We start from the raw sequence: 16,093 nt of genomic DNA, 5'->3' as shown, positions 1-16,093 counted from the left end.
TATTCCGACGCCCACATTCCACCCACGGACCTGGATGGAGTCCCCCATGGAGACCCATCCCGACGCCCGGCTGAAATCCTGGCCGGTCGAAGAAATGTTGGCTGCATTGAGGGCGAAATGCTGAAAGTCATCGATCCGCACATCCACCTGTGGGACCTCTGGACCCGTATCTACCCGCATTTCGAAAAGCCCGGCAAAGGCGGAGCCAATGCCGCGATCTCGCGCAGCTACCTTCTCGAGGAGTACCTCGAAGAAGGCGGCAACGAGATCGAGATCGCCGGCGCGGTGCATGTCGAGGCCTTCCCCACCGACCCGGTGAAGGAATCGGAGACGCTGCAGGCCGTCGCCGATCGCAGCCCGGTGCCGATCGTCCTGGTGGCGCACGGCGACCTTGCGTCGCCGGACTTCCCAGCCTTACTCGACCGCCACGCGACTTTCCCGATCTTCCGCGGCATCCGGCAGGTGGTGAACCGCCACGCCGACCCCAAGCTCAACTACATCGCCCGCGACTTGATGGATGAGCCGGGCTGGGTCGGCGGGCTGAAGGAATTGGGCCGCCGCGGCCTCTCGTTCGACCTGCAGCTTTACCCGCACCAGATGGCCCAGGCGGCCAAGCTAGCCGCCGACGCCTCGAACACCCAGATCATCCTCAACCACGCCGGCATGTGGGCCGACCGCGACCTCGCCGGCTGGAAAGCCTGGAAGGCCGGGATGCGCGAGCTCGCGTCACGACCGAACATCGCGGTGAAGATCAGCGGCCTCGGCATGCTCGACAAGGCGTGGACCACCGAGAGCTTCCGCCCGCTGGTGCTGGAGACGCTGGAGATCTTCGGCACCGAGCGGGCGATGTTCGCCTCCAACTTCCCGGTCGACAAGCTGACCAGCGATTTCCCGACCCTGTGGAAGGCATTCGCCAAGATCACCGAGGGCGCATCGGAGGCCGAAAAGGCTGCGCTATTCCGCGACAATTCGAGGAAGTTCTACCGCATTCCCAGCTGATTTCTGACGGCGCAGCTGTCCGCCTCGACATACGGCGACCAGGAGATTGTTCGTGAAAATCAAAACTATTGAAGCCTTTGCCATCACCAACCCGATTGCCGGCGGCAACTACGACAAGGACAAGGAAACCAGCACTGCGCGCCGGCCGCCCTGGACCAAGGACGCGGAAGTCGCCAGCCCGATGTCGCGCTACCCGCGCTACAAGGCGCTGCGCTCGAGCTGGAACAACGCCTTCCCGGCGGTCGGCGTGCTGGTCACCGCCGATGACGGTTCGTGGGGCTTTGGCGTCACCGGCTACGGCCAGCCGACCATTAGCCTGATCAACGACCATATCGGCCCGCTGCTGCACGAGGAGAACGCCCTCGCCACCGAGAAGCTGTGGGACATGATGATGCGCATCACGTCGCCCTACTCCTCGTCCGGCCTCGCCTCCTACGCCATTAGCGGCATCGACCTCGCGCTCTGGGATTTGAAGGGCAAGGTGCTGAAGCTGCCGGTATACGAACTCGCCGGCGGCGCCGCCCGCGACAAGCAGTTCTGCTACGCCACCGGCAACGATACCGACTGGCACATGGAGCTGGGCTTCAAGGCGACCAAGCTCGCCTGCCCCTACGGCACCGCTGACGGCCTCGAAGCCCTCGACAAGAACGAGGCCTTCGTCGGCAAGGCGCGCGAGTTGATCGGCCCGCATGTCGAGCTGATGCTCGACTGCTGGATGGCCTTCGATGTCGAGTTCGCGGTGCGCCTCGCCCACCGGCTGAAGCCGTTCAACCTCAAGTGGATGGAAGACTGCCTGATCCCCGAGGACCATACCTCGCACAAGGCGCTGCGCGAACGCCTACCGTGGCAGACGCTGGCCACCGGCGAGCACTGGTACACGCCCTACACCTTCTTCGAGGCGGCCAAGGATCGTGTCGTCGACATCTTCCAGCCCGACATCAACTGGGTCGGCGGCTTCACTGCGGTGCAGAAGATCACCGCCATCGCCGATGCCTCGGGCCTCGAAGTGATCTGCCACGCCGGCATGAACACGCCCTACGGCCAGCACTTCAACTACTCGGCGCCCAACTCGCGCTGGGGCGAGTACTTCGTCGGCGGCGCCCCCGGCATTCCGCTGAAGCAGACCAACAACTACCCCGGCATGGCCGTTCCCAAGGATGGCTTTGTCGTCGTCAGCGACGAGCCCGGCTTCGGCCACGGCCTGTCGAAAGAGGCCATCGAGAAGATGGTGCTCTGAGCCTCAGCGCGGCGTCAGCGTCGCCTTCATCACGTAGGTGTTGTACGGCCCGAACTGGCTCATCACGAACCAGAAGCTCAGCCCATCCTCGGAAATCCACGACGGGGTCATGTAGGCGCCATAGGCCTGGGCGTAGTCCGAACCGCGGGCCAGCACCTCGGGCGCCGACCACGGGCCCTCCGGCCGCTCGGCGAAGCGCAGTTCGATCGCTTCGGAGAGTTCGTTGAGCGTCGTGTACATCCAGAGCTTGATGCCGGGGTTCCAGACCAGCGAGCCCTCGCCGGCGCCGGGCTTGATCACTTCGGCGGCCTGCGCCTGGTCGGCGACCCAGGCGGTGCCGTCGAAGTATTCCCAGGCCTTGGTCTCCAGCACTTTATCCGCCGCGACGCGGCCGACGCGGGCGCCGGAGAAGCGACCGCACGGCGTGCCGACCGCATAGACGTACTTGCCGTCCTCATTGCCCGCGCCCGGCTGGGCCGACAGCGCCAGCATGTTGAAGCTCGACTTGAAGCTGCCGAACTCCTCGGGCCCTGGGCTCCAGGTCTTGCCACCATCGGTCGACGAGATGAAGCGCGACCAGTTGCAGAGCCAGACGCCGCCCATCGAGGAGAAGCCATTCACCGACATGTAGTGGAGGTACAGCCTGTCGCCGACCGCCACCATGGCCGTCGGGATCTTGGTCTGCTCGCCCTTGAACGCATCCTGGTGCGCGCCCCTGGCGATCTCCACGGCCTTGCCGTCCTCGCCGGTCACCCAGTCGTCGATGACGATGCCATCGGAGGCATCGAGGTCCGAGGTGAAGGCGAGGACATTGGAGCGCCAGTTCGGCCCGAACCGGACGCAGGCGTTCTCGTTCCAGCCGAAGGTGTCGCCGAAGGCCATGACGATCCTGCCGTCGATCTCGGCCATGGTGCCGAGGTCGGTGCCGCAGATGTCCGGCCCTTTCATCGGCGCCAGCGCGTTGGGGCCGGTGAGCGCCTTCACCTTTTCCGAAGTGACGCTGTGGTCGGTGGCGAAGGCCGGGCTGGCGGCGAGGAGGGCGGCGACGGCGAGGGTTAGGAGGCGCATCAGGCGATCTTCTTCATGTAGTCGTCGGTCCAGGCGCGGGTGGGCTGCAGGGTCAGCCCGTTGGAGTCGAACACGTGGGTGAAGGCGTCGGCGATCTCGAAGCGCAGCGTGTCGCCACGTTGCGTGGCGAGGATGCCGCGCATCGTGGCGGTGACCGGCTCGCCGCCGGGGGTCTTGCCGTGCAGCACCGTTTCGGCGCCCAGCACTTCGGTCGAGACCACCTCGACGGCGAGCGATCCGTTGGCGGTGAGGACCAGGTGCTCGGGGCGAATGCCGATGGTCACGGCATCGCCGGCTTTCACTGCCCCCTCGCGGCGGGCAAGGCTGAGGGTGGGGCCGCCCGTGTTGAAGGCGACGGTGAGGCGTTCACCCGCCTCGGTGACCTTTGCGGCAAAGAAGTTCATCTGCGGCGCCCCGAGGAAGCCCGCGACGAACTGGTTGCGCGGCCGGGCGTAGAGCTCCACCGGCGCGCCGGTTTGCTCGATCACACCCTCCCGCAGCACCACGATGCGGTCGGCCATGGTCATGGCCTCGACCTGGTCGTGGGTGACGTAGATCATGGTGGTGCCGAGCCGGTGATGCAGCGCCGAAATCTCGGACCGCATCTTCACCCGCAGCTCGGCATCGAGGTTCGAGAGCGGTTCGTCGAAGAGGAACACCTTCGGCTCCTTGACGATCGCGCGGCCGATGGCGACGCGCTGGCTCTGGCCGCCCGAAAGCTGGTTTGGCCGGCGCTTCAGCAGATGCTTGATCTGCAGGATGTCCGCGGCCTTGTCGACGCGGGTCGCTATCTCAGACTTCGCGAGCCTCTGGTTTTCGAGCCCGAAACGGAGGTTCTCCTCGACGCTCATGTGCGGGTAGAGCGCGTAGGACTGGAACACCATGGCCATGCCGCGCGCCGACGGCAGCAGGTGGTCGCAGCGGGTGCCATCGAGCCAGATCTCGCCGTCGGAGGTTTCCTCAAGCCCGGAGATCATCCGCAGCAGCGTGGACTTGCCGCAGCCGGACGGGCCGACGAACACGGTGAAGCTGCCATCATCGACGGTCAAATCGATGCCGTGGATGACCTCGAGGGTCTGGAAACTCTTGCGGACCTGCCGCAGCTGCAGTTCGGCCATCATCAGCCTCCGAGGGTCAGGTCAGCGGTGTCGCCGGCCGCGAGCTTGCGGCCGACGCGGGCGGTGGTGCCGGCGAAGGTGAGATCGGTCAGGTCGAGGCTGCCGTAGCGGACCTCGAGGCGGACGAGGTTGCCGGTGCGGCTGACGACGCCCCAGCCCTCGCCCACCGACCAGAACCAGCTGCCGTCGCCCTTGTCCTGCGGCGCGAAGCCGATAGCCCCCTTGGTCAGGTCGTAGCTGAAGCCGGACCAGGCGTTGACCAGCGCGAAACTCGACATCGAGCGCGCGTAATAGCTGCCGCACTCGATCTCGTTCCACGGGTTGCGGCGATAACCGTCATGCCGGGCGCGCGCCGTGCGGACGATGGACAGCCCCTCGTCGGTGAGGCCGCGGAAGATCAGGTGCGAGGCGAGCATGTATTCGAGCCCGGTCCACACTTCCTCCGAATAGGGCGCCGGGACTGCCGGCTTGGTGGTGCCCTCCGGCCACGTCGCAACCAGCACCCCGCCCTCGTCCTCATAGGCATAGACGCGGCAGGGGTTGAAGTGGCCCTTCAACTCGGCGCGGTAGTTGTGGCGATAGGCCGACGCCAGCGCGGTCTTCACCTTGTCCGGGTCGAGGAAGCTGCCGAGCCCAGCTAGGTCGGCATGCCACTGGCCGAGGATCTGGTCGGTCGCACAGCCATCGTTGAACTGGTACTTTATCTCTGCGTACTCGTCGGACCAGTACGTCTCCATGAAGCCGTCGGCGATGACGCCGACCTTGCCCGAGGCCTTGTCGAACTTCTCGATCAGCGCCTTGTCGCCGAGGTCGGTCTTCTGGATGAAGTACTGCCCGTTGAACAACTCGAGGTTGAGGTAGTCGGCGCCCGCCTGCCCCATGCGGTCGAGCTCGGCAGCGAACGCCGTATCGCCGGCGGCCCGGCCCATCTCGGCGCCCGCCTTGAGCGCCGCGACATACATGGTCGACAGCCAGGAGTTCGGCCCGAACAGCTCCATGTCCAGCGTATGGTGCTGGCGGCCCCACAGGATGCCGGTCCGCTCGGGGTCCCACTGGTCCGGGTTGTCGGTCGACCAAGCATACTCCAGCGCTGCCTTCACCTTCGGCCAAAGACCCTTCAGCCACTCGGTATCGCCGGAAATCCTCCAATCGCGAAAAGTCTTGATAATCGAGCCGAACTGGCCGTCGGCGCAGGGGTTGAGCGGGAAGAAGCCCGAGCCGAGCGGGATGATCTGCCGGAAGGTGAGGCCGCCATTGGGCAGCTGGTTGTAGGTGTAGTCGGTCTCGCGCAGCGTCCGCTCGAGGCCCGGGAACAGGTAGGGCAGCGTCTGCTGATAGTTCCAGACATGCGTGCAGCTGCCCTCGCAACTGCCCTCGTTGGTGAACTGGCCCTCCCAGGCCCAGAGCTCGCCGTTCTCGAGCCGCATCACCGTGGCGGTGCGGAGGATGCTCATCGTACCCTGCACCGCGTCGACGATATCGACCGGCAGCGAGGTGCCGAACAGCGTATCGCGGAAGGCAAAGGTCGGGGCGCGGAGTTCATCCCAGCGCGCGAAGGCTTCGGCGAGCACGGCGCGGCTGTCGGCCCACTGGCTGGCGTAGTAGTTGCGCCAGGTGCCGGTTTCGCCGTTCAGCTGCCCCTGCCGCCAGTAGACCTGCCCGACTGGAAAATGCCAGCTGATGGCGAAGCGGATGGTTTTGGTCTCGCCCGGCGCGACGGTGACGCGCGCGGCGATGGTGCCGTGCTCGGGCTGGTCGAACATGTTCTTGTTGAGCCGCGGCTTGTCGTAGTGCCGCTCGGGCAGCCGACCCGGCCGGGCGAACTCGCGCCAGAACAGGTTGAGGTCATCGAACCACTGGCCGCGGAAATGGTAGTCCATGTGGTCGACGTCGGCGGCATCGGTGGCAATCGACACGTCGCCCGACTGCCAATCCGGCAGTTCATCGGCGGCGGAGAGCAGTAGCGACTTCACCCCGCCCTGCTCCGCATAGCTGTGCCTGCCGTTCTGGCAACCGTGGTTCCCCACCGTGCCGCCGATGGTGTAGTCGACTGGCGCGCCGCCGGTGTTGGTGACTTCGATCTCGAACATCGCCGCCGGCAACGAGGAATCGCGCTCGTTGGTCGGGATGAACGGGCTCCAGGCCGTGAGCATCACCTTTCCCGGGAAGGTCGCGTCGTGGAACGCCACCTCGGCCACGGGGAACTGCCCGGTGAAGGTGGTCGACTCGAAGTGCGGCACGCCGGCCAGAGTGTTGCGATTGGCGCCCCAGCCGAAGCCGTCGAAGAATTTCCGGGTGGTCGGCGAGCCGGTGGGGAGGCCCTCATAGGGGCCGTTGAGCACGCGGGCATCGAGCAGTTCGCCGCCAGCCTCCGCCTTGATGGCGAAGTGGCTGTAGCCGTTGAAGCTCTGCAGCCCCGGGCGGTTGCGGATCGACCAGTCGACCAGCCGGCCGCTGCCGGAAAGTGCGAGACCACCGGCGCCGATGCCGCCGAGCGGGAAGGCGATGTGGCGCGTGCGGTCGCCTTCGTAGATGAAACGCGGATCGGTCTTGGTCATCTGAAAATCCATTGGTCAGGCCCGGATGCCCGAGAAAGTGACGCCCTCGATCACCATTCTCTGGGCGACGAGGAAGAGGAGGACGACGGGGAGGATGGCCATGCTCATGGCGGCCATGACCACCGAGAGGTTCCCCTGGCTCATGTAGCCGCGCAGCAGGTCCATCGCGATCGGCAGGGTCATCGACGCCTGCGACTCGATCAGTGCGCGCGGCTGGAAGTAGGAGTTCCACGCCCCGGTGAAGGTGATGATGGCGAGTGCCCCGAGCGCCGGCATCAATTGCGGCAGCGAGATGCGCCAGAAGATCTTGAAGTAGCCGGCGCCATCCATCAGCGCGGCCTCCTCCAGCTCTTTCGGTTGCGAGCGTAGGAACTGGCGCAGCATGAACACGCCGAAGCTTGAGGTGAGCCCCATCAGCACGAGCCCAAGCGGGTTGTTGAGCAGCCCAAGCTTGGCGTAGCCGAGATAGATGGGGAGGATCGTCACCTGCGCCGGGAACATCAGCCCGATCAGCATGACGAAGAACAGGCTGTCGCGACCGGGGAACCGGAGCCGCGCATAGGCGAAGGCGGCAAGCGTGCAGGTGATGAGCTGGCCGATGGTCACCAGCACGGCGACATAGAGGCTGTTCCAGTAAATCCTCAGGAACGGCACCGAGGAGTCGAGCACCGTCTGGTAGTTGGTGAGATCGAAGCTCGGCGGAAAGAAGCTCGGCGGCATCTTGTAGGCTTCGGCCGCTGGCCGGAACGACATCGAGAACAGCCAGAAGAACGGCATCAGCATCGCGATGCCCATCAGCAGCAGCACCGCGATGATGGCGCGATCGACCCACTTCTTGGCTTCGCGCGTCTGCATGGTCTTGGTTCTCATTGGCGGCTACTCCCGCACCCAGCGGCGCGAGCCGATGATCTGGATAATGGTGATGATGAGGACGAGGATCATCATGATGACGCTGACCGCGGCCGCGTAGCCGAGCTCAAAGCTGCCGAACGCCTCGTCGACGAGGTAGATCGACAGCGACCGCGTGGAGTCGCCGGGGCCGCCGCCGGTGAGGATCATGATCGACTCGAACACCTGCAGCGCGCCGATCGAGGCGAACACGATGCAGAAGAACAGCACCGGCGAGATGTAGGGCAGCGTGATCCGGCTGAAGCGCCGCCACGGTGACGCGCCGTCCATCGACGCCGCATCCATGATCGGCTTGGGCACGCCCTGCAGCGCCGCGATCAGGATGATCATGAAGAAGCCGGTGTTCTTCCACACGTCCATGATGACGATCGAGGTCATCGCCACCTTCGACGACGAAACCCACGGCACCGCCGGGATGCCGATCTGCTGCAGATAGTAGTTCAGCACGCCGAAATCGAAGCTGTAGAAATAGCTCCACACCACCGCGACGAACGCCGCCGAGATGATCACCGGCAGGAAGAAGGCGAGGCGGAAGAAGTAGAGCAGGAATTTGGGCATCGCCCGGTTCAGCGCCAGCGCCAGGATCAGCCCCACCGCGACGTTGAAGGTGACCGCGAGGAAGGCGAAGCGCAGCGTGTTCCAGAAAATCTCGAGCGAGCGCGGCTCGGTGAGGAAGCGCACATAGTTCTCGAACCCCACCCAGTCGGCGCCGAAGCTGATGTCGTAATAGGTGAAGCTGAGGATGATGGTGATGACGACGGGTGCCAGCACGAAGGCTGCGTAGAGCAGGATCGAGGGCAAGACGAAGATGTAGCCTGCCTGCATCTGCGCTTTGCGGAGGTCGGATAGTCGTCGCTTCGCCATAACCATCTCGGGCCGGAGAGAGATCAAGTGCCCGCGCCGGACCCGAGGGTTCGGCGCGGGCAGTCCGGGGGAGGACTACTGGGTGACGCGCTTGATGCGCTCGAACGAGCGGGTCAGTTCCTGGTCCGCCTTGGCGACGGCATCAGGGATGGTCATTTCGTCGGTCATGATGGCGTTGAAGTAACGCATGAAAATCTGGTCGACTTCCTGGAAATTGGCCGGCGACGGCACCGCATGGGTGGTCGGCAGCGTCTCGTAGTAGAGCGGCGCCGACGGCGGGAACTTCAGGAAATTCTCGGTCTCGGCCGCCGACTTGCGGCCCGGCACCGCGCCGCCGAGATCACCCTCGGCAACCTGCGTCTCGTAGGACAACAGCTCCGTGACCAGCGCCTTCGCCAGTTCCGGGTTCTGCGCCTTGGACGAGATGCCATAGGCACCGAAGCCGATGACCGTGTCGTTGCTCACCTTGCCCGGCTGCACCGCGATATCCATGTCGAGCTTCGACGCAATCGCGTTCTGCACGATCCAGTGGCCGCGAGAGATCATGGCGATCTGGCCGGCGAAGAACTGGTTCTCAACGCCCTCCTGTCCCGGCACCGGCGAGACCTTCTTGGTGTGGATCAGGTCGTAGAGGAACTGCAGGGTCTCGGCGACCTTGGGGTCCTTCATGTTGGAAGCCGACCAGTCCTCGGTCACCGGCGAGGTGCCGTTCGAGAGGAACCACGGCATCAGGCCGAAGAAGAACGCTGGGACCTCGTAGCCGAACTGGGTGACGTTGCCGTTGGCGTCGCGCTTGGTCAGCTTTTCGGCGATCGCGGCGAACTCGTCCCACGTCCAGGTCTTGCTGGGCGCTTCGATACCGGCCTCTGCGAACAGAGTCCGGTTGTAGTTCGTCATGATGTTGTTCCAGGTCGAGGGGATGAAGTAGGTCTTCCCCTTGTACTTGGTCAGGTCGAACAGCTTCGCGTCGAAGTCCGAGAAGTCGCCGGTGGCGATGTAGTCGTCGAGCGGGATGAACAGGTCGCGCGCCGCGAAGCTCTGCAGCGTCTCGACCGCCGTGTGATACACGTCGTACTGCTCGCCGGCATTGTACTGCTGCAGCACCCGCGACACGAAATCGCCCCACCCGCCGCTGATCGGATCGACGCCGATCTCGACCTCGACATTGGGGTACTTGGCGTTGAAGCGCGCCACCGCGTCCTGCGTCGACTTGAGCTGCGCCTCGCCGCCGAAGGTCATCAGGCGGAGCTTGCCCGCCTCGTCCGACTGGGCCAGCGCGGGCGACACCAGCCCCGCCGTAAGCAGCAGAGCCGCCAGTAATTTCTTCATCTCGTCCCTCCTCTGTCCGGCGTTTCGACAAAGCTTCGCCGGTGCTGGATCGCGGGTTTTTGCCGCGTCCCCTGTTGAAAATGCCATCCACACCCGGAAAACCGCCAAAAACCGGCGTCCGACTTCAGGGTGAGCTGATTAAGCTATTGTGATAGTTCAGATATTTCTCCCGTCGCGGGGTTATCCCCGTCTTCTGGCGAGACCGAACGTAACAGCTGTGAATGGATTTGCAAATGCATTCACAAATCCATTTGCATGCGCCTTTCGTTTGGTGCTAGCCGTTGCCGCCATGAGCACGATCTCAAAAGTTGCCGAACGGGCAGGCGTGTCCCGGACCACGGTCTCGCACGTCATCAACCACGCCAATCGCGTATCGAAGCCGCTGCGCGAAAAGGTGCAGGCGGCGATCGACGAGCTCGGCTATTCGCCCAACCCGCAGGCCAAGAGCCTCCGCACCGGCCGCACCAACCTGATCGCGATGCTGATCCCCGATATCGGCAACCCGTTCTACACCGAGATGGTGAAGGCGGCGCAGGCGGCGCTCGAGGAAGCCGGGCTCGACGCGCTGATCTACAATACCGACGTGCCGGGCGGGAACTGGCAGACGCATGGCCGCGACTACCTGCGCCAGCTCAACAAGAAGCGCGTCGATGGCTTGCTGGTGGGTGATTTCGCGCTGCATGGCATCAACGAGGAGCTGCAGAAGCTCGACACCCCGGTGGTGTTCATCGGCCAGCTCGCGAGCCACGCCGTCGACAGCATCAAGGTCGATGATTTCGGCGGCGGCTACATGGTGGGCAAGCACTTCGCCGAGCGCGGCCACAAGCGCGTGGTGCAGATCACCGGCCCCAACAACTTCGAAAGCGCCATGGCGCGAGCCGACGGCTTCGAGAAGGCGCTGGCCGACCACGGCGTCGCCTTCGACCGGCTGACCCAGCGCCACGAAGGCACCTACCTGCCGCCCTCCGGCCGCGAGGCGGTCGAGTGGATCGCCAGCCTCACCGGCGACCAGCGCCCGACCGCCGTGTTCATCGGCAATTACCTGATGGCCACCGGCGCGCTGGCCGAGTTCCACGACCGGGGCATCCGCATCCCGGACGACATCGCGGTCGCCATCTTCGGCGACCTGCCGCAGCTCGAATACGTGAGGCCGAACCTCACCCGGGCCGGCGAGAATCCAGCCGCGCTCGCAAGACGCGCCGTCGAAATGCTGCTCGAACGCATCAACGGAAAGTTCGACGGCCCGCCGCGCACCGAGGTCATCCCCTGTGCGCTGCGCATCTTCGAGTCAGCCTAGCCGACCGGAGAAACAGTAAGCGCGGCCGTTTCGGGGGAGGTGGCCGCGTCCGGACGACAACACGAAAGCTCCAGGGAGGAGTGAGATGACTAATACGTCCAACATGCCGTCGGGATGGTCCCGCCGGTCCATCCTCAAGGGTGGCGCCGCACTCGGCGCTGCCGGCCTAACCCTGCCGTTCGCCGGCAAGGCGTTCGCCCAGGACAACACGCTCAGCTTCTGGCAGTTCTATGCCCCCGGCGGCGATGTAAAGCCGCAGGTCGACTGGTTCGTGAAGATGGTGGCCGACTGGAACGCCACCCAGTCCGAGCAGGTCGCCCTCGACTACGTGGTGGGCTCCGAGTACATCGGCGGCACCAAGCTCGCGACCTCGTTCGCCTCGGGCCAGGGCCCGGATATCTTCATCATCTCGCCCGGCGATTTCCTGCGCTACTACAATGGCGGCGTGCTGCAGGACCTGACGCCGGCAATCGAGGAAGCGGCGCGTGCCGATTTCCCCGAGAGCGTCATCGCCAACCGCATGGTCGACGGCAAGATCTTCGGCGTGCCGATGGAAGTCGAGCCGATGGCCTTCTACTACTCGATCAAGGCCTTCGAGGACGCCGGCCTCAACGAGAACGACGTGCCCCAGACCTGGGACCAGCTGCTCGAAGTGGGCAAGAAGCTGACCACGGCCGAGCGCTATGGCGTGCTGTTCGAGACCAACCCGGGCTACTACCAGAACTTCACCTGGTACCCGTTCATGTGGCAGGGCGGCGGCGAGTTCCAGTCGGCTGAAGGCAAGTCCGCCTTCGACTCGCCGGCGACCGTCGCGGCGCTGAAGCTCTGGCAGGACGCGGTCAACTCCGGCGCTGCCCCGCGCCAGATGCTCGGCGGTGGCGGCGGCGATATCGTCGCCAACCTCGGCTCCGGCTACTGCGCCATGCAGAACGTCGGCATCTGGGGCATCTCGGCGATGGACAACAACGCCCCCGACGTTCCGTACGGCATCTTCAAGCTCCCGGTCCCGACCGGCGGCAAGTATGTGACCGTCGGCGGCGGCTGGGCCTTCGTTGCCAACTCCAAGGGCAAGAACCCGGAAGCTGCGGCGAAGTTCATCGCCTGGGCGCTGGCCTCGATGGCGCCGGATTCGGTGCAGCGCGTGGTCGATTGGTGCACCGTAGCGAAGTCCGACATGCCGCCCCGCAACTCGGCGCTGGCTGCCGGCGGCGACGCCTTTAGCAAGGGCAACATGGGGATCTTCGGCACGCAGATCCATCCGGGAACCCGGGCCGAGCCGCGGGTGCCGCCGGAGGTCTACAAGATCATCTCCGACGCCATCCAGCAGACCCAGCTCGGCGGTGCCGATCCGCAGGCGACGGCGACTGCTGCCAGCCAGCAGCTCGATGCCTTCCTCGCGTCCTACACCGGCGCACCGATCCTCTGAAGGCAGACCAGTGACCGACATCACAACCACGGCGGCGGGCGAAAAGCCCGCTGCCATCCGGCTCACCACAAAGCAGCGCGAGGCAATTGCCGGCGTGCTGTTCGTCGCGCCCGATGCCATCGGGCTGGCGCTGTTCATCGGCCTGCCGATGCTCCTGGCGCTCGGCATTTCGGTGTTCGAGGTCGACGGCTTCGGCGGCTTCAAGTTCGTCGGGTTCGCCAACTACACCAAGATGTGGATCGATCCCCTGTTCTGGTCGTCGCTGCGCGTCACCGCGCAGTTCACCGTCATGCTGGTGCCCCTGCTCTACGTCACCGGGCTCGGTCTCGCGTTGCTGGTGCAACGGACCAGCAAGTTCAACACCGTCATGCGCTCGATGTTCTTCGCGCCGCAGATGGTCAGCCTCGTCGTCGTGGCGCTGGTCTGGCAGCTGATGGTGGTCGACAAGCTCGGCGTGCTCACCCGCTTCGCCGCGTCGATCGGGCTCGGCGGCATCTCATTCCTCGGCGATCCAAACCTCGCGCTGTTCACGGTGACGCTCGCGGCGGTGTGGTTCCTGATGGGCTTCTACATGCTGATCTTCCTCGGCGGCCTGCAGGACATCCCCAAGGAGTATTACGAGGCCGCACGCATGGACGGAGCCGGCGCCACTCAAAGCTTCTGGTTCATCACCCTGCCCTTGCTTCGCCCCACCAGCTTCTTCGTGCTGCTGGTCTCGGCGGTCGCCGCCATCACCGGCGCGCAGGCCTTCGACCTGATCTACGTGATGACCAAGGGCGGGCCGGCCAACTCGACCTCTCTGCTGATCAGCTACATCTACCAGCAGGCCTTCCAGTACTCCGCCTTCGGCTATGCCGCGGCGCTGGCAACGCTGCTGGTCGTTCTGCTGATGGTGGTCACGGTGTTCTTCTTCCTTCTCACCCGCGGCGGACGGTTCGACTATGAGTAGCGCAAGCCTTTCCCGTTCGCAGGCGAACGTCGTCCGGCTAGTCTGGATGCTGGTGACGGTGGTGCTCGCCGTAATGGCGATCTTCCCGCTGCTCTACATGCTGTCGATCGCCTTCAAGGGCCCGACCGAGGTGTTCAAGTCCAACTTGATCCCAACCAAGCCCGTGCTCGATAACTTCGTCTACGTGCTGACCGAGGTGCCGTTCTGGCGCTACCTCCTCAACACCTTCGTCATCTCGGCGGTGGTGACTGTGGTGGCGCTGTTCTTCCACACCATGGCCGGCTACGCCCTGGCACGGCTGAAGTTCCCGGGGCGCGAAGTGGTGTTCCTCGCCATGTTCTCGACCTTCCTCGTGTCGCTCCCGGTCATCATCGTTCCGCTGTTCATCCTGGTGCGCTCGATGGGCATGCTGAACTCCTATGCCGGGCTCATCATCCCGGCGATCTTCAACGCCTTCGGCATCTTCCTGCTGCGGCAATACTACCTGTCGCTGCCCAAGGAGCTGGAGGAAGCCGCCGTCATCGACGGCGCCGGCTACTGGCGCATTTACACCAGCGTCATCCTGCCGCTGAGCCGGCCGATCATCGCGGCGCTGGCGATCCTGTTCTTCCTCGCCAACTGGAACAGCTTCCTGTGGCCGCTCACGGTCGCCTCGGACCCGAACCTCTGGGTCGTGCAGGTGGCCATCGCCAACTTCAAGAGCCAGTACGCCGCCAGCTGGAACTACACCATGGCCGCCTCGACCATCGTCGCGGTGCCGATGCTCGTCCTGTTCGTGATCTTCCAGCGGCAGATCATGGATTCCATCAAGACTTCAGGCCTCAAAGGCTGAGACCAAACCCTCTGTTCCAACGGATCCCAACATGACTTCTTTCAATGGCCTCGGCGTCAACCTCTCTAACCTCTACCGGCTGTCCCCCGCCAAGACCCGCTCCATCTCGCCCGAGAACTTCACTGGCGAAAAGGGCAAGGGCGGCACGGCCACCGAAGGCACCGGCGCCGTGCACGCCAAGGGGCTCGGCCCCAACGGCAGCGGCCAGGGCTGGAAGGTCTCGCCCTCGATCCGCATCGAGCCGGGCGAAACGCGCGTCCTCGCCGACATCAAGGGCATGGGCGCGATCCAGCAGATCTGGCTGACCACCGCGAACCTGCGCTGGCGCAGCCTCATCATCCGCATGTGGTGGGACGACCAGGAGAACCCCTCGGTCGAAGCGCCGCTCGGCGATTTCTTCTGCTCGGGGTGGGGCCAGTTCGCGCAGATCAACTCGCTCGCCGTGTGCGTGAACCCCGGCCGCGCCTTCAACTGCTACTGGGAGATGCCGTTCCGCAAGGCCGCGCGCATCGAGATCGAGAACACCGACCCCGACGATTTCGGCATCATCTACTACCAGATCAACTACGCCCTGACCGAGGTGCCGGAGGACGCGGCCTACTTCCACGCCAAGTTCCGCCGCACCAACCCCCTGCCCTATGGCACCGACTACACCATCCTCGATGGCATCAAGGGCCGCGGGCACTATGTCGGCACCTACATGGCCTGGGGCGTCAACAACTCCGGTTGGTGGGGCGAAGGCGAGATCAAGTTCTTCATGGATGGGGACAAGGAGTTCCCCACCATCTGCGGCACCGGCACCGAGGACTATTTCTGCGGCGCCTACAACTTCGACGGCGGCGTGGTCGACGACACCATGGACAGCCGCTACCGCGAGTTCTCGACGCCCTATTCCGGCCTGCCGCAAGTGCTGCGCCCCGACGGCACCTATCGCAGCCAGACCCGCTTCGGCATGTACCGCTGGCACCTCAGCGACCCGATCCGCTTCGAAAGCGATCTCAAGGTCACCATCCAGGCGCTCGGCTGGCGGACGGAGAACCGCAACTCGCGGCGCTACCTGCCGCTGCAAGACGACATCGCCTCGGTGGCGTTCTGGTACCAGACCCTCCCCACCGCCCCGTTCGAGGCCCTGCCGGGCCGCGACTATCTCGAGGTGATCTGAGCCATCCGGCCACAAGCTCGATGCCCATCTCCCCCCTTGCGGGGGAGAATGAATTTATTGGGCTTAGCCCTTCGCTAAGCCTTAGAAATTCCAAGAGGGGGGACGTTGCGGGGCACGATCTCGACCCAGGGCACTTTGGCCACGATGCCAATGATCTCAATGCACTAAGAGAATCTTGCGCCGATCTATCCCCCCGCTCCGCCACCATGCGATTCTCCCACCCATCCGCTGCACCGAAGCGAGATCATGACGAGTGGTTGGTGCGGAGGAGACCGGGTGGGCTGCGGGTCGCTGCAGTTCAGGCGGAAACCATCACGGCAAGGACCGGTTCGCCGGTCAAGCCGC

13 protein-coding genes are annotated in these 16,093 nt (G+C 64.7%); 7 read left to right on the top strand and 6 right to left on the bottom strand.

Features of this window, described 5'->3' with window-relative positions:
- The first annotated feature begins 117 nt into the window (after window positions 1-117).
- Together AC1DV8_RS21820 and AC1DV8_RS21815 are read left to right on the top strand one after the other, a co-directional pair.
- Entirely contained in the window at window positions 118-999 is an 882-nt protein-coding gene (locus AC1DV8_RS21820) for an amidohydrolase family protein (protein WP_477158904.1), read from the top strand.
- A 52-nt stretch (window positions 1,000-1,051) separates the two neighbouring features.
- On the top strand, window positions 1,052-2,236 hold the full coding sequence (locus AC1DV8_RS21815) for an enolase C-terminal domain-like protein (protein ID WP_477158903.1): 1,185 nt from the start codon (window positions 1,052-1,054) through the stop codon (window positions 2,234-2,236).
- Window positions 2,237-2,239: 3 nt separating this feature from the next.
- Here the strand turns inward: AC1DV8_RS21815 and AC1DV8_RS21810 are convergent, their stop codons facing one another.
- From AC1DV8_RS21810 to AC1DV8_RS21785, 6 genes are all read right to left on the bottom strand, one after another.
- Window positions 2,240-3,304 (bottom strand): DUF4185 domain-containing protein, encoded by a 1,065-nt coding sequence (locus AC1DV8_RS21810; protein ID WP_477158902.1) that lies wholly within the window; start codon window positions 3,302-3,304, stop codon window positions 2,240-2,242.
- Entirely contained in the window at window positions 3,304-4,425 is a 1,122-nt protein-coding gene (locus tag AC1DV8_RS21805) for an ABC transporter ATP-binding protein (protein WP_477158901.1), read from the bottom strand. The genes AC1DV8_RS21810 and AC1DV8_RS21805 overlap by 1 nt, the downstream gene beginning before the upstream one ends.
- Window positions 4,425-6,980, bottom strand: a complete 2,556-nt coding sequence (locus AC1DV8_RS21800) for a GH116 family glycosyl-hydrolase (RefSeq protein ID WP_477158900.1) — start codon at window positions 6,978-6,980, stop codon at window positions 4,425-4,427. Before AC1DV8_RS21800 ends, AC1DV8_RS21805 begins: the two co-directional genes overlap by 1 nt.
- A 15-nt stretch (window positions 6,981-6,995) precedes the next feature.
- A complete protein-coding gene (locus AC1DV8_RS21795) occupies window positions 6,996-7,850 on the bottom strand; it encodes a carbohydrate ABC transporter permease (RefSeq protein ID WP_477158899.1) in 855 nt (284 codons plus the stop codon).
- 6 nt (window positions 7,851-7,856) lie between these two features.
- A complete protein-coding gene (locus AC1DV8_RS21790; RefSeq protein ID WP_477158898.1) occupies window positions 7,857-8,753 on the bottom strand; it encodes a carbohydrate ABC transporter permease in 897 nt (298 codons plus the stop codon).
- 75 nt (window positions 8,754-8,828) lie between these two features.
- Window positions 8,829-10,082 carry an ABC transporter substrate-binding protein gene (locus AC1DV8_RS21785; RefSeq protein ID WP_477158897.1) on the bottom strand — a complete coding sequence of 418 codons (1,254 nt, stop codon included), beginning with the start codon at window positions 10,080-10,082 and terminating at the stop codon, window positions 8,829-8,831.
- Window positions 10,083-10,371: 289 nt separating this feature from the next.
- On the opposite strand from AC1DV8_RS21785, the gene AC1DV8_RS21780 reads away from it, so the two are divergent.
- The 5 genes from AC1DV8_RS21780 to AC1DV8_RS21760 all read left to right on the top strand — a co-directional run bounded on the left by AC1DV8_RS21780 (window position 10,372) and on the right by AC1DV8_RS21760 (window position 15,748).
- The gene (locus AC1DV8_RS21780) at window positions 10,372-11,379 is read left to right on the top strand and encodes a LacI family DNA-binding transcriptional regulator (protein WP_477158896.1); all 1,008 of its coding nucleotides are present in this window, start codon (window positions 10,372-10,374) and stop codon (window positions 11,377-11,379) included.
- Between the two features lie 85 nt (window positions 11,380-11,464).
- Window positions 11,465-12,805 carry an ABC transporter substrate-binding protein gene (locus AC1DV8_RS21775; RefSeq protein WP_477158895.1) on the top strand — a complete coding sequence of 447 codons (1,341 nt, stop codon included), beginning with the start codon at window positions 11,465-11,467 and terminating at the stop codon, window positions 12,803-12,805.
- Window positions 12,806-12,815: 10 nt separating this feature from the next.
- Window positions 12,816-13,754, top strand: coding sequence for a carbohydrate ABC transporter permease (locus tag AC1DV8_RS21770; protein WP_477158894.1), 939 nt, complete (start codon window positions 12,816-12,818; stop codon window positions 13,752-13,754).
- The gene (locus AC1DV8_RS21765; protein ID WP_477158893.1) at window positions 13,747-14,586 is read left to right on the top strand and encodes a carbohydrate ABC transporter permease; all 840 of its coding nucleotides are present in this window, start codon (window positions 13,747-13,749) and stop codon (window positions 14,584-14,586) included. The genes AC1DV8_RS21770 and AC1DV8_RS21765 overlap by 8 nt, the downstream gene beginning before the upstream one ends.
- A 31-nt stretch (window positions 14,587-14,617) precedes the next feature.
- Window positions 14,618-15,748: a glycoside hydrolase family 172 protein gene (locus tag AC1DV8_RS21760; RefSeq protein WP_477158892.1), complete on the top strand. Its 1,131-nt coding sequence runs from the start codon at window positions 14,618-14,620 to the stop codon at window positions 15,746-15,748.
- Window positions 15,749-16,093 lie beyond the last annotated feature (345 nt).

The sequence above is a fragment of the Devosia sp. P3_B2 genome (assembly GCF_056402875.1).
Note: the sequence above shows the minus strand (reverse complement) of the source record. Positions and strands in the feature narration are given on the sequence as shown.